A 13,247-nucleotide genomic window follows, 5' to 3' on the forward strand; every position below is an offset into this window, starting at 1 on the left:
CACCCGCCGGCAGTACGCGGCAACCACCAGCCGGACGAGTCGTTGATCAGTGCTGGAAGTCCGGCCGGCCTGCTGTGGCGATCGGTAGGGTCGGGGGATGTTCGAACTGATTTGTGAGGTGGAGCCGCCGACGCGGCCGGATCTGCGGAAGGTGCGGCATCAGATCGGGGTGATGAGCCCGATCGCGGACGCCTTCTTGATCCCGGACAATCACATCGGGCGGGCGACGGTGTCGAGTGTCGCGGTTGCCAACGAGGTGCAGGCGATGGGTGCGCGCGGAATCGCCTGCCTGAACTCGCGGGACCGGAACCTGCTCGGGTTCCGGCGCGACCTGCTGACGGCGGCGGCGTACGGCGTGGAGCAGTTCCTGTTCATCCACGGTGACGAGCCGACTGCGGGCGCGCGAACCAGCCAGTTGACCGTCCGGACGATGATCGAGGAAGCCCGGGCGACCTCGTTCCCCGGCATCGCGCCGTTCCAGGTCGGTGCCGCCACCCGTCTTCGCCCGATCCCGGCGTGGAAGGCCGAGGCGGACTTCCTGTACGTCCAGGTCAGCTACTCGCTCGACGACCTCCTGCGCTGGCGCGACACCGTCACCGCCGACATCCCGATCTACGCCGGCGTGATGGTCCTCGCCAGCGCCAAAATGGCCCACAACCTGGCCGCCCTCCCGCAGCTCACGATCCCCGACCATCTGATCGCCGCCGTGGAACAAGACCCGGACGTCGGCGTCGAGGCGGCCTGCGAGCACATCCTCCAGATCAAGGAATCGGGCGCCTTCGACGGCGTACACCTCATCCCCGTGAGCCGCTACCGACAGGTCGCCGCCCGCCTCGAACGCGACCTTTGACCCAGTACTGCGCCCGCCTTCTCCACGATGGGCTGGTGTCGGCTGCGTGGGGGGTTTTGGGCGGAGTACGCGCCCGTTCGTGCTCTCCCGGGGTCGGAGCGACTAGTCTCAGCGTGCAGAACCGACTGACGGAGGAGGAGGCGTGGCCGTACCTGGCAAGGGTCTGATCGATGGCCTGAAGGTCACCGCGAAGACGCTGTCCCGCCGCTCCGTCACCGAGCAGTACCCCGATGTCCAGCCGGAGCTCCCACCGCGGTCGCGCGGAGTGATCGCGTTGATGGAGGAGAACTGCACCTCCTGCATGCTCTGCGCGCGCGAGTGCCCGAGCTGGTGCATCTACATCGACTCGCACACCGAGACCGCGCCGTCGGTCGGTGAGCAGGCGCGGGAGCGGAGCCGGAACGTGCTGGACCGGTTCGCGATCGACTTCTCGCTCTGTATGTACTGCGGGATCTGCATCGAGGCGTGCCCGTTCGACGCGCTGTTCTGGTCGCCCGAGTTCGAGTACGCCGAGACGGATCTGCGCAATCTCACCCACGAGAAGGACCGCCTCCGCGACTGGATGTGGACCGTACCCGCGCCCCAGCCGATCGACCCCGGCCCCTCGGTGATCGAGCCCATCGATCCCGGACCGCGCAGCGCCCGGCCGGGCGACGCGGGGCCGGGCGACGCGGGACCAGGTGACGCGGCGCGAGTGGATGAGCCGAGGAGCGACGGGTGACCACTGCGCTCTTCTCCATCGCGGGGGCGGTGGCGGTGGTCGCGGCCGTGGTCGTCGTCACCACGCGCCGGATCGTGCACGCCGCGCTCTGGCTGGTGGTCGCGCTGGGAGCGGTGGCTGGTTGCTTCGGCGCCCTGCATGCCGAGTTCGTCGCGCTGGTGCAGATCCTGGTGTACGTCGGCGCAATCGTCGTACTGGTCCTCTTCGCCCTCATGCTGACCAAAGCGCCCACCAACCCCCTACCAGCGTTGACGACCCGCCGCAGCCCGTTCGCTGCCGTCGTCGCGGGCGTCCTCTTCCTGCTCCTCGGCACCGGCGTAGTAATTGCCTTCGGCAACAAAAAGATCAAGCCCGTACCCGCCGGAGCCGCGGCAGATGTCGGTACTGCGGTGTTCCGCGTCTGGGTGTTGCCGTTCGAGGTGCTGTCGGTATTGTTGCTCGCGGCATTGATCGGTGCGATCGTGCTTTCCCAGCGGTCCGGGAAACTGTCGGAGCCGGATGAGACGGTGTCGTCCTCGGGGAAGGGGGACGACTGATGCCGTTGATCCTGCCGCTGCTGCTGGCGGTGCTGCTGTTCTGCCTGGGCGTGTACGGCGTGCTCGCGCGCCGCAACGCGATCACCATACTGATGTCGTTCGAGCTGATGCTGAACGCGGTGAATCTCAACCTCGTGGCCTTCGACGCCTGGCGCCTCGACGGCCTGGCCACCGGCCAGACGCTCGCGGTCTTCGTGATCACGCTGGCGGCCGCCGAGATCGGGCTCGGTCTCGCGATCGTGTTACTGCTGTTCCGCGGCCACGGCCATGTGGACGCCGACACGGCCCGTGACCTGCGCGAGCAGCCCGAGCTCCAGGAGAACGAGCTGTGATCGCGACCGCCTGGCGGGTGATCGGCGTCGGCTTCTCGCTGCTCGTCATCCTGACCGCTGCCCTGCTGCACGGCGTGGATCCGCAACAGGCCGATTTCGCCGGCAGCTACGCCGGAATCCACACCTATATAAGTTTCGGGGTCCGGACCGACGACCTGACCGTGCTGATGCTCGCCGTCGTCGGCGTCGTCTCGGCCTGCGTGCAGGTCTACTCGATCGGCTACCTGGAGAAACGCGTCGCGTCGTACACGGCGCTCGTCACGCTCTTCACCGCGGCGATGGTGACGGTGGTCGTCTCGGACAGCCTGTTCCTGCTGCTGATCGGGTGGGAGGTGATGGGTGCCTGCTCGTACCTGTTGATCGGCCACTACTGGGAGCGCCAGGACGCGCGCGCGGGCGCGATGAAGGCCTTCCTGATGACCCGGCTCGGCGATGTCGGCTTCCTGTTCGGCATCTTCGTGCTCGGCGTCGCCGGTGACACCTTCCGGATCTCCGACCTGCACGCCGACCAGATGTCATCGCCCGCACTGACCGCGGGGACGTTGTTGCTGCTCGTCGGTGTGGTCGGCAAGTCCGCGCAGGTGCCCTTGCAGACCTGGCTTCCGGACGCGATGCCGGGTCCTAGCCCGGTGAGTGCCCTCATCCACGCGGCCACGATGGTCGCCGCCGGTGTCTTCGTGATCGCCCGCCTGTTCGACCTGTTCACCGCTGCCGACGCGACGCTCACCGTGCTGGCGATCGTGGCCTGCGTGACCATGGTGTTCGCCGCACTCTGCGCGATGGCCGCGGTCGAGGTGAAGCGGGTGCTCGCCTGGTCGACCGTGAGCCAGTTGGCCATCATGTTCGCGGGGCTCTCGCTCGGCACCAGGGACGGTCGGCACGCCGCGCTGTTCCACCTGCTCACTCACGCGGCTTTCAAGGGTCTGCTCTTCCTCTGCGCCGGCGTTCTCCTGCATCAGGTCGGCAGCGCGGCATTCGTCGTACTCCGGCGCTACACCCGCCGCGGTGTGCTCAGGAAGGCGATGCCCGTCACCTTCGTCACGATGACGATCGGCCTCGGCGCGCTCGCCGGCGTACCAGGGCTGGCCGGATTCTTCTCGAAGGACTCCGTGGTCGAAGCAGCCTGGGACCACGCCCGCGACGGCTCCACCGTCGGCTGGGTCGTCCTGGTCTCGGTCTGCCTCACCGCCGTGATGACCGCCTTCTACTGCGTGCGCTTGTGGCTCTGGGTCTTCTTCCGTACGCCGGCCCTCGCGGGCGCGCTGGGAGCGTTCGAGGCCGACGATCCGATGGCGGATCTGGAGGACCCCGACACCTCCAAGCTGCACGACGGCTCCTGGCTGATGCTCGCTCCGCTGATCCTGCTCGCCATCGCTGCCGCTGGGCTCGGTTACGCCGACGGGGTGCACATCGACTGGCCGATCGCGCTGGTGACGACCGTGCTGGCGCTGTTCGGGGCGCTCCCGGCCTACTCGTTGTGGCAGCGTGGCGCGGATCCACGGCCGGTGCTGCTGGAACGCGAGTTCGGCGTCGACTCGGCGTACCAGCGGCTGTTCGTCGTACCGGTGCAGTGGTTTGCCAAGCTTGCCGTCGGCGGCGACCGGGATGTGATCGGGGGATATGTGCGGGCGGCCGGCAAAGCTGGAACGCTCGCGTCCGAAGGTTTCCGGCGGTTGCAGACCGGCAATGTGCAGACGTATCTGACCGCGGCCGTGGTCGGGGTGGTCGCGCTCGCGATCCTGGCGGGGGTGATCGGCTCATGAGTTGGCTGCTGATCGCTCTGCTCGCAGTCCCGGCGCTGACCGCCGCGCTGTTGTGGGCCTTGCCTGCCGGGACGGGCGAGCGGGTCGCCGCCATCGTCGGGTCGGTGATCTCGGGTCTCGTGCTGATCGGCTCGGGCGTGCTCTGGTGGAAACTGGTCCGGCCGGATGGTCCATCCGTGCTGACCGCTGGAGACCTGCCTCGGACGCTACCCGGCAAGGTTCATGGGTACGCCGAGACCGACGTCTCCTGGATCCCTTCGCTCGATGTGCGGTTCCACCTCGGCATCGACACGATCTCGATGCCGTTGATCGCGCTGACCGCCTTGCTGGTGTTCCTGTGCTGTCTGTACTCCTTGCGCATCACGCCGCGCGCGGGCCGGATGCGGTCGCTGATCGCGCTGCTGCTGGTGATCGAGACCGGCGTGATCGGGACGTTCTCGGCGCTCGACCTGGTGTTGTTCTTCCTGTTCTTCGAGGTCGTGCTGATCCCGATGTGGCTGGTGATCGACATCTGGGGCGACGACCACGATCGCGCCGGGCGGCGGCGTGCGGCGACCACCTTCGTGCTGATGACGGTGCTCGGCTCGGCGCTGATGCTGCTCGGTTTCCTGCTGGTGCATCGCCTGACCGGCTCGTTCGACATCGAATACCTGAGCAGCCATCCCTGGCGGAGCAGCGGCGGCACCGGCCTCAAGGCCGCGCTCCTGATCGCGGTCGGCCTGGCGGTGAAGATGCCGCTCTGGCCGCTGCACATCTGGTTGCCGGACGCGCACGCCAAAGCTCCCACGGTCGGCTCGGTGCTGTTGGCCGGCGTCCTGCTGAAGCTCGGCAGTTACGGGATGATCCGGATCCTGCTCCCGGTGCTGCCCGGCGACTCCGCCACCATCGCGCCGTACCTCGGTGGTCTCTCGACCGTGGCGATCATCGCCGGCTCGCTGGCCTGCCTGGCTCAGACCGATGTGAAGCGCCTGATCGCCTACTCCAGCGTCGGTCACATGGGGTTCATCGGGCTCGGTATCGCGACCATGTCGCCCGAGGGGCTGACCGGCGCGCTCTTTGCCAACATCGCGCACGGCATCATCACCGGTCTGCTGTTCTTCCTGGCCGGCGCGATCAAGGACAGGCACGACACCAGCGACCTGCGCGCGATCGGCCGTGCCCTCTATGCGCGACTGCCGCGCATCGGTGGGTTGCTGACGTTCGCCTGCCTCGCCTCGCTCGGACTGCCTGGGCTGGCCGGGTTCTGGGGCGAGATGCTGGTCCTGCTCGGCGCGTACCATCCCGGCAATCTGTTGCCTCGGACAACTTTCTTGGTGTTCATGGTGGTCGCCGGAATCGGCACGGTGCTGACCGCGGCGTACTTCCTGCGCCTGGTCCGGAACCTTTGCCAGGGTGACCCGGCCGAGTATCCGGCGGCGGCCTTCGCGGTCGACCTGAGCCGGATCGAACTGATCGCCTGGGCGCCGCTGATCGTGCTCACCGTCTTCCTCGGCCTGTGGCCCTGGTTCCTGCTGCAGTACTGGACGTTCCTATGACGATGACCTGGACCGACTGGCAGGCGATCGCCGTACCGCTGGTGCTCGCCCTCGGCGCCATCACCGTGCTGCTGGCGGACGCCTTGTGGCGGACCGGCAGCAAGCAGGTCAGGCACACGGTGATCACGCTGATCACCGGAGCCGCGATCCTGTTCGGACTCGCGTTCATCGCCGTGCAGCGCAACAGCGTGAAGCCCGCGTTCTGCCGGCCGGCGGTCGAAGGGCCGGCCCAGTGCAGCCTGGTCTTCGAGCCACTCACGGTCGGCTTGTGGGCGGTGCTGCTGATCGGCGGTCTCGGAGTCGTCGGCCTGTCGGCGTACCGGTTGCTCGACGTCGACATCCCGGTGGGGGAGTACCACTTCCTCCTGCTCAGTGCGTTGACCGGGGCAACTGTTCTGGCCGGTGCGCGCGATCTCGCCACGGTCGTGATCGCGCTCGAGGTGGTCTCGCTGCCGAGCTTCGCGATGGTCGCCCTGCGACGCGATCGGCGTGGCTCGGAAGGGGCGTTGAAGGCGTTCCTCGTCTCGGTGCTGTCGACGGCCGTGATGCTGTTCGGGATCTCCTACCTGTACGGCGTGACCGGGTCGCTCTATCTCCAGACGATCGTCACGCGGCTGCCCGCGATCGATCCGGATCTGCGCCGGGTGGCGTTCGCGGCGGGGTTGTTCGTGATCGTCGGGTTCGGGTTCAAGATCGCCGCGGTGCCGTTCCACGGCTGGCTCCCGGACACGTACGCCGGTGCGCCGGTCGAGGTCGCCGCCTTCCTCGCGGTCGTGTCGAAGTCGGCCGGTGTCGGCGGACTGCTGGTGCTCGTCACTTTCGGCGTGGCACCGAGCGGCTCCTCCTTGCGCACAGTCGTCTGCATCCTCGCGGCGCTCACGATGACCGTCGGCAACTTGGCTGCGCTCCGCCAGGCCGAGGCCGTTCGGCTGCTCGCCTGGTCGTCGATCGGCCAGGTCGGGTTCCTGCTCGCGCCACTCGCAGTCGGTGATGCGCAGGCGGCGGTCGGCTACCTCGCGGCGTACGTCGTGGTCACGCTCGGCGCCTTCGGTGCGGTGGCAGTCGTCCAGCGGCATCGCCCGGCCGGTCTGCTCACCGACTACCGCGGCATGGTCCGCTCCGAGCCCGGTCTCGGCGTCGCCCTGGTCTTCTTCCTCGTCGTCCTGGCCGGCCTGCCGCCAGGTCTGGCGGGCCTCTTCACCAAGTTCGCCGCCTTCCAGGCCGTCCTCGACGCCCACATCGGCTGGCTGGCCGCGGTGATGGCCGTGAACGTGATGATCGGCCTGGCCGTCTACCTCCGCTGGATCGCAGAACTCTTCCGCCTCCCCGCCGACGACCCGTTCTCGGTCGACATCGAAAACCCCGCGGTCGCCGTGATCAGCACCTGCGCCGGCGCCGCCGTAGTCCTCTCCATCCTCCCCAGCACCCTCTTCGCCCTCGTCACCTGACGGGGAAAGGCTCGCCGGTCAGATAGCAGAGTCAGGCGCTGGTTGAGGCAGCGTCTGGTGCAGCGGGGAGACTCGGCGCCTCCGGGTGATACCGGCGCTGCCGCTCGATCGGCGCAGTGCCGAAGTCCCCCGAGCCGTTGACGACCTCGCCTACTTCGAGGGTCAGACCGCGGGCCTTGCCAAAGCCTTTCAGGACGGCGCCGCGGTGGTCGGGATCGGGGTGGGAGTAGGCGGCACCGCCGGCCAGTTGTACTTGCTGTGCAGTGATCTGACCGAGGACTTGGCACCCGTCGCCGAGCTCCACCGGCGCAACGATCACCGGTGAACTGCTGAGCCGCGTTCGGTCGCCGATCCTCACCTGCGCGCCCGCGGTGCCTGCCATGATTCGCGCGCCGCCTTCGCCGATGCGGTTGTTGTCGCCGATGACGATCGAGCCGCCGCCGGAAGCCGCGATGAAGGTGCCGGGGAGCAGAGCGTTGTCCGAACCGAGTTCGCAGGAGCTGTCTGGATCGCACTCGATCACGACACCGGGGTAGAGGACGTTGCCCTCACCCAGACGCACCCGGGTGCCCAGCAGGACGGAGTACGGGTCGAGGATGATCGTGCCCGCCTCGGCCAGCTCCAGTAACTCGGCAACGGTCCGGAGACCACGGGCGGTGCGTTGCTCGTCGATGATCACCCGGCGACATTACCTACTCCGCAAGACCCGAGCACTCGCCTGAATGGTGGATCGGTGGGTGCTGCGGCTAGCGGGACCTGGCAGGGTAGGGGGTATGACTTCGGAGCGGATCTATGTCGGTGGGTACACCAGTCAGGCAGGCGGCGGGGACGGGATCGGGTTCGGTCCGCTCGACGCGATCGGGGTTGCCGCGGTGACCGAGGATCCGTCGTTCCTGGTTCGGTCGGCCGACGGGCGGTTCCTGTACGCGGCGAACGAGCTCGACGCCGGCCGGGTCAGTGCGTTCCGGGTCCAGGACGACGGCTCGCTGGAGTTCCTCAACGACCAGCCGACCGGTGGGGCGCACCCCTGCCACGTCGAGATCGACCCGACCGGCAGCTTCCTGTTGTCGGCGAACTACAGCTCAGGTTCGATCGCGATTCACCCGATCGCGGCCGATGGTTCGCTCGGCGAGGCGACCCAGTTCCTGCAGCGCGAGGGCACCGGGCCGAACGAGGAGCGCCAGGAGGGTCCGCATGCCCACCAGGTGACGTTCGACCCGACCGGCCAGTACGCGTTCGACGTCGATCTCGGCTCGGACTCGGTGCACGTGTCGACGCTGACCCCCAAGGGCCAGCTGGAGGCGGTAGACCGGCTGGCGATCCACCCGGGCGCCGGCCCGCGGCACATCGCGTTCCACCCGAGCGGCAGCGCGGCGTACGTGATCAACGAGCTGGACTCCACGCTGTCGGTTTGCAGCTACGGCGACGGCCAGCTGACCGTAGTACGGACGTTGTCGACGCGGCCCGAAGGCGCTGACGGGGAGAACTCGCCGGCCGAAGTGCTGGTGTCGGCCGACGGGCGGTTCGTCTACGGGTCGAACCGTGGTGACGACACCATCGCGGTGTTCGAGACCGGCGCCGACGGGATCGACCTGGCACTGATCCAGACGATCGGATCCGGCGGCTCCGGCCCGCGGCACCTTGCCTTCAGCAAGAATGGGACCGAGCTGTATGCGGCGAACGAAAAGTCGGACACCATTGCCGTCTTCGCCGTCGACCAGACCAGCGGCGCCCTCACCGCAACGGGGACGCCGCTGAGCTGGCCCAAACCGGTCTGCGTGCTGCCGGTCTGACGAAAGGCGGAACTCAGACTCAGACGAGCTTCTCGAAGAAGAACTCGTGCTTGAGGAACGACACGTCGTACTCGTGACCCGGCTGCGGCGGTAGCAGTTGCGCGGCCTGGAACAGCCGCCAGCCGTCCTTCAAAGCGTCCAGCCCGGTCCCGTATGGCGGTTCGTCGCTGTCACCCGTCGTCGGCGAGGTCTCCCCGGTGCCGTCGTACGTCGACCAACCGACCACTCGCGAGTCCAGCGCCGACGAGGCCAGGTAGAGCACCAGCACCTGCTGCCGAAGGGTTTGCTGAACAGTTGTCGTCGTCATGCCATCTCCTTCTTGGCGGCGTGCGGATTGAGGCTGCGCTGCGAGACCACGCGCTGCGGGCGGTTCGACACCCGGGTGACCCAGTAGTCCGGGTCGTAGGTGTCGTCACCGGTCAGCGCCTGCCAGAGCTTGACGCGGTTGTAGATCTCCAGCCGGCCGGTGGCGTTCTCGTACCAGGGGAAGTACTGGCCGAGCTCGGCCGCCACCTGGTCGTCGTACAGGTCGTCGGTGTTCCACAGCCGGACCTGGCGGACGGTCGGGTTGAAGCGGATCTTGAACATGTAGCGGTCGATGTCGCTGTCGTTCCTGCGGCCGCCGTGCCAGATGCCGTGGTGCAGGAACACGACCGTGCCGGGCGGGCAGGTGAGCCGCGTCTGGCCGAGCAGGTTCTGGTACCGGCCGGTGTCGGACTCGTTGGTCTTGCGCAGGTGGCTGCCGGGCACGCTGAGGGTGCCGCCCATCTCGAGCGTCACCTCCTGCGGGTAGTACATGAGCTGTATGTCGAACGCGTCCGGGCGGACGTCGATGATCGCGTCGCCGTGCAGGTTCTGCGCCTCGCCCTCGTTCGCCTTGCGGATGTGGACGGCGTGGTGGTCGACGGTCGGCTCCGGACCGACCAGGCTGTGGATGGCGCCGGCGATCTCCGGCAACTGCACCAGCTTCTGGACGAACGCGCTGCCCTCGAAGGCCTCCGACAGCGGAGTGCCGTACGGGACGCCGGGGATGCCGGCCTTCAGTACGTCGATCGCTTCGCGGTTCATCTCGTCGGGTACGACGGCATCCATCCGGAACGCTCCGGTGGCGACGAAATGCGCCATCTGGACCGAGGTGAGCAGGTTCTTGCGATGGGGATGGGGCATGTCTCTCCCTCTCGGGGCGACTGGTCCGTGGTGGTTGGTACTCGTCCAGGCTAGGTTTGGCGAGACTTGTTTCGCGTGGGTTGAGATCACCACTGGTGGTAATTTCTCACCATGGTCCTGTTGCACCTGGCCGAGCCGCCCGAGCGAGTGCACGCCGGCGTCGGGGTTCACGGCGTGCGCGGCCGGCGAGACACCTACTTGCTGCCCGACCTGTGGCAGTTCCACCTCTACGGGTACTCGGCGGATCTGACGGTCGACGGCACGGCGTACGAGGTGTCGCCCGGTTCGGTCAGCCTGGTGCCCGCGGGAGTGCAGGTGGAGTTCGCGTACCGCGGTCGCTCGGAGCACCTCTACGCACACTTCCGGCCGCGTCTCGTCGGCGAGCCTTCGTACGTTCCGGTGGTGCAGGACTCCGGTACTGCGGCGCCGGTACTGTCCGACCTGCTCCGCCAGGCGATCGAGGCGACCCCGTCCGGCACGGCCCGAGTCGCCGCCGAGGTGTGGACCGCGCTCTGGCGAGTCGCCCAGCTCAGCGCAGCCCTCGGCGAAGGCGGCGGTACTGCGGGTCACCCGGCCGTCGCGGCAGCCATCGCCTACATCGAAGCAAATCTCGCGCGACCGCTCACGGTTCCCGCCCTGGCCCGAGCCGCTGGTGTCTCGCACAACCACCTGACCCGCCTCTTCCGCTCGGAAACCGGTACGACGGTCGTCGCCTACATCCGCCAACGCCGGATGGCTCGCGCCCGCCACCTGCTCGTCTCCTCGACTCTCTCCATCCCCGCGGTCGCTGCCTCGGTCGGCATCCCCGACCTGCACGCCTTCAACAAGTCCTGCCACCGCGAACTGGGCGGCTCCCCGCGCTCTGTCCGCGCCGGTTAATTGGGCTGCGGCCGGCTGGTGAGCAGGGCATCGTTGGACCGGTGACGGACAAGCTGCGGCGATGGCTGGCCGAGGACTTCGGGCTCGACGTAGTGGCGCTCGAGCAGGTACACGAGGGCGCTGACATCGCTGCTGAGGTGTGGCGGGCTGTCGGCGACGCGTCGTACGCGGTGAAGTGGTCCGGTGGCGGCACGGACGCTGGGCCGCGCGCAACGGCGTACCTGGCAAGCAGAGGCGTCCAGGGAGTGCCTGGGCCGGTCCGGACTCTCACTGGTGGCTTGTGGAGTGAACGCGAGGGCCGACGGCTCTCGGTAATGCCGTGGATCGCAGGAGATCGCGCCGCCGACACAGGGCTCACTCTTGAGCAGTGGACGTCGTACGGCGTTCTGCTGGCGGCCGTACATCGCGCAGAGCCGCCCGCCGAGCTACGGGCCGTGCTGCCGCGGATCAACCCCATCAACGCTCGCATGCCCGACCTGGCTCGCTCTGTTCGAGCCAGGCTCGCTACGCCGTCCGACGCCGTCGAGGAGGAACTCGCAGCTATCTGGGAAGCTCACGACGACCTCATCACCGCTGTGCTCGACCAGTGCGCGGACCTTGGCGACCGCGACCTCGGCGGCACCCCTGTGCTCTGTCACGCCGACCCCCACCTCGCCAACGTGCTGGTCACACCAGAGCAGCTCTACCTCATCGACTGGGACGACGTAGTACTGGCACCGCCCGAGCAAGACCTCCTGTTCATCCTCGGCGGCATGGGCCCCATCGGCCCGACCACCCTGGACGAACAGGAGGCCTTCTTCACCGGCTACGGCGAGGTCGAGCTGGATCCGACCCGCCTCGCCTACTACCGCTCAGCCCGCGCCATCGAGGACTTCGTCGGCTGGTCCGACTACGTCCTCGGCGGAGCTCCCGACCGCACGGACCGCGTCGAGGTGGTCCGTTTCATCCTCGGGCCCGACGGCCTCGCATTGCGGGCTCTCGCTAGCGACTGACGCAAACAGCGAAGGGGCCGTCGGGGCTGACGCTGGCGCAAGCAGTCCAGCCCTGCGGATAGCCGTAGGTAGTGGTGTTGCCGCCACCAACCGGCACCCAGGCATCCGCCAACTTGTTGCCGTAGGCATCGTAAAGCGTGGCCCAGCCGCTGTAGCTGTTGTTCCAGGCGCGCGCGTGCCAAGCGCCGTCGCTCCATTGCTCGATGCAGGCCGTCCAGTTGCGTGCGCTGGCGCAGTACTGGGCCTGCTCGGTGGCGTGCGCGGGTGCGGCTGCAGTCAGGCTGGCGGCGAGTGCGCCGGTGGCGGCCAGGGCGGACATGATCTTGCGCATGAACTCTCTCCCCAGGTTTGAGAAATGGGCGAGGTCAGGCTAGGCAGCGCGGAACCGGAAGCGACAGCATCTCGAAAAATCTCGAAATGACTTGGCACCGGCTGCTTGTGGAACGTCCTCAGGCGTGGCGGAGCCAGATGTTGGGTTCTTGGTAGTGGCCGGTGTCTGTGGCGCGGTCGATGGTGAGGGTGGTGAGGCCGTCGGGGATAACGTAGGTGCCGGTGGCGGGGAATGCCATGCCGGTCCACTTCTCCCAGTCGGCGACGGAGCCGGTCATCGTTTGGCTCGCCGGAGCGGGGGCGAGCAGGGTGGCGCCGAGGCGGACGTGGGTGCGCAGCCAGGGGTCGAGCGGGAGCCCGTCGTCGCGGGTCCAGGTCATGAACTCGGCGATGTCGATCAGCGGGTACTGCGACTTGGAGGTCGGCCGGACCGGCGCGATCATCCGGGTGAGGCCGCGCGCCAGCGCCTGCTCCTTCACCGCCGTGATCACCCGGCCGGCGTGGCCTTTGCCCTGCTCGTCGTTCCGCACAGCCGCTGCCATCAGCACAAACGTGTCCGGAACCACCCCGGCCTCGTACGACTCGACCGAGCGCGCCAGCGAGTCCGTGAAGCCGCCCGGAAGATCGGCGACCGTGCCGTCCCAAGCGATCGGCACACCCCAGCAGCCCGCGATCAACCGCCGGTCGTCGCTGTCGACGAGGTAGAACTCCCAGTCGCGGAAGTATTCGATGCGGCGCTCTCGGTACGGCGCTACGCCCTCGTCGTGAAAAATGAACTCGGGCCAGTCCTCCACGAACCGCCGCTCGGCTTCCTCGTCCAGCTCGGGTGCGGTGGCGACGGGGATCAGCTCGTACATGCCGCGAACGCTAGTCGCGAAGCTCGCCCGCAGCCACCGGGTTT

The 13,247-nt window shown here is 68.0% G+C and carries 14 protein-coding genes and 1 pseudogene; 10 read left to right on the forward strand and 5 right to left on the reverse strand.

Features of this window, described 5'->3' with window-relative positions; genetic code table 11:
- The first annotated feature begins 97 nt into the window (after positions 1–97).
- The 7 genes and pseudogenes from DIZ26_RS35975 to DIZ26_RS36005 all read left to right on the forward strand — a co-directional run bounded on the left by DIZ26_RS35975 (position 98) and on the right by DIZ26_RS36005 (position 7,185).
- Positions 98–850, forward strand: a complete 753-nt coding sequence (locus tag DIZ26_RS35975) for a methylenetetrahydrofolate reductase (RefSeq protein WP_112249043.1) — start codon at positions 98–100, stop codon at positions 848–850.
- A gap of 277 nt (positions 851–1,127) precedes the next feature.
- Positions 1,128–1,343 (forward strand): annotated as a pseudogene (locus DIZ26_RS38495) (4Fe-4S binding protein); the annotation flags it as partial.
- Between the two features lie 224 nt (positions 1,344–1,567).
- Positions 1,568–2,107: an NADH-quinone oxidoreductase subunit J family protein gene (locus tag DIZ26_RS35985; protein ID WP_112249044.1), complete on the forward strand. Its 540-nt coding sequence runs from the start codon at positions 1,568–1,570 to the stop codon at positions 2,105–2,107.
- Positions 2,107–2,439: an NADH-quinone oxidoreductase subunit NuoK gene (gene nuoK / locus DIZ26_RS35990; RefSeq protein WP_112249045.1), complete on the forward strand. Its 333-nt coding sequence runs from the start codon at positions 2,107–2,109 to the stop codon at positions 2,437–2,439. The genes DIZ26_RS35985 and nuoK overlap by 1 nt, the downstream gene beginning before the upstream one ends.
- Positions 2,436–4,202: an NADH-quinone oxidoreductase subunit 5 family protein gene (locus tag DIZ26_RS35995; protein ID WP_112249046.1), complete on the forward strand. Its 1,767-nt coding sequence runs from the start codon at positions 2,436–2,438 to the stop codon at positions 4,200–4,202. The genes nuoK and DIZ26_RS35995 overlap by 4 nt, the downstream gene beginning before the upstream one ends.
- A complete protein-coding gene (locus DIZ26_RS36000; RefSeq protein ID WP_112249047.1) occupies positions 4,199–5,737 on the forward strand; it encodes a complex I subunit 4 family protein in 1,539 nt (512 codons plus the stop codon). The genes DIZ26_RS35995 and DIZ26_RS36000 overlap by 4 nt, the downstream gene beginning before the upstream one ends.
- Positions 5,734–7,185 carry an NADH-quinone oxidoreductase subunit N gene (locus tag DIZ26_RS36005; protein WP_112249048.1) on the forward strand — a complete coding sequence of 484 codons (1,452 nt, stop codon included), beginning with the start codon at positions 5,734–5,736 and terminating at the stop codon, positions 7,183–7,185. Before DIZ26_RS36000 ends, DIZ26_RS36005 begins: the two co-directional genes overlap by 4 nt.
- A 31-nt stretch (positions 7,186–7,216) precedes the next feature.
- On the opposite strand, the gene DIZ26_RS36010 is transcribed toward DIZ26_RS36005, so the two are convergent.
- On the reverse strand, positions 7,217–7,864 hold the full coding sequence (locus DIZ26_RS36010) for a hypothetical protein (RefSeq protein ID WP_112249049.1): 648 nt from the start codon (positions 7,862–7,864) through the stop codon (positions 7,217–7,219).
- 94 nt (positions 7,865–7,958) lie between these two features.
- Between DIZ26_RS36010 and DIZ26_RS36015 the strand changes: the two genes are divergently transcribed.
- Positions 7,959–8,978 carry a lactonase family protein gene (locus DIZ26_RS36015; RefSeq protein ID WP_112249050.1) on the forward strand — a complete coding sequence of 340 codons (1,020 nt, stop codon included), beginning with the start codon at positions 7,959–7,961 and terminating at the stop codon, positions 8,976–8,978.
- A 19-nt stretch (positions 8,979–8,997) separates the two neighbouring features.
- Here DIZ26_RS36015 and DIZ26_RS36020 read toward each other — a convergent pair whose 3' ends face one another.
- Together DIZ26_RS36020 and DIZ26_RS36025 are read right to left on the reverse strand one after the other, a co-directional pair.
- Positions 8,998–9,285: a hypothetical protein gene (locus tag DIZ26_RS36020; RefSeq protein WP_112249051.1), complete on the reverse strand. Its 288-nt coding sequence runs from the start codon at positions 9,283–9,285 to the stop codon at positions 8,998–9,000.
- Entirely contained in the window at positions 9,282–10,145 is an 864-nt protein-coding gene (locus DIZ26_RS36025; RefSeq protein ID WP_198676475.1) for a phytanoyl-CoA dioxygenase family protein, read from the reverse strand. Before DIZ26_RS36025 ends, DIZ26_RS36020 begins: the two co-directional genes overlap by 4 nt.
- A gap of 111 nt (positions 10,146–10,256) precedes the next feature.
- On the opposite strand from DIZ26_RS36025, the gene DIZ26_RS36030 reads away from it, so the two are divergent.
- Together DIZ26_RS36030 and DIZ26_RS36035 are read left to right on the forward strand one after the other, a co-directional pair.
- Positions 10,257–11,024 (forward strand): AraC family transcriptional regulator, encoded by a 768-nt coding sequence (locus DIZ26_RS36030; RefSeq protein ID WP_112249052.1) that lies wholly within the window; start codon positions 10,257–10,259, stop codon positions 11,022–11,024.
- 41 nt (positions 11,025–11,065) lie between these two features.
- Entirely contained in the window at positions 11,066–12,016 is a 951-nt protein-coding gene (locus DIZ26_RS36035) for a phosphotransferase enzyme family protein (RefSeq protein WP_157979930.1), read from the forward strand.
- On the opposite strand, the gene DIZ26_RS36040 is transcribed toward DIZ26_RS36035, so the two are convergent.
- A complete protein-coding gene (locus DIZ26_RS36040; protein WP_112249053.1) occupies positions 12,006–12,347 on the reverse strand; it encodes a hypothetical protein in 342 nt (113 codons plus the stop codon). The two genes, DIZ26_RS36035 and DIZ26_RS36040, sit on opposite strands and share 11 nt — an antisense overlap.
- Positions 12,348–12,465: 118 nt before the next feature.
- A complete protein-coding gene (locus DIZ26_RS36045; protein WP_112249054.1) occupies positions 12,466–13,203 on the reverse strand; it encodes a GNAT family N-acetyltransferase in 738 nt (245 codons plus the stop codon).
- Positions 13,204–13,247: the final 44 nt, after the last annotated feature.

This window comes from Kribbella monticola (assembly GCF_003261635.1).
In the GTDB taxonomy this organism is placed as follows: domain Bacteria; phylum Actinomycetota; class Actinomycetes; order Propionibacteriales; family Kribbellaceae; genus Kribbella; species Kribbella monticola.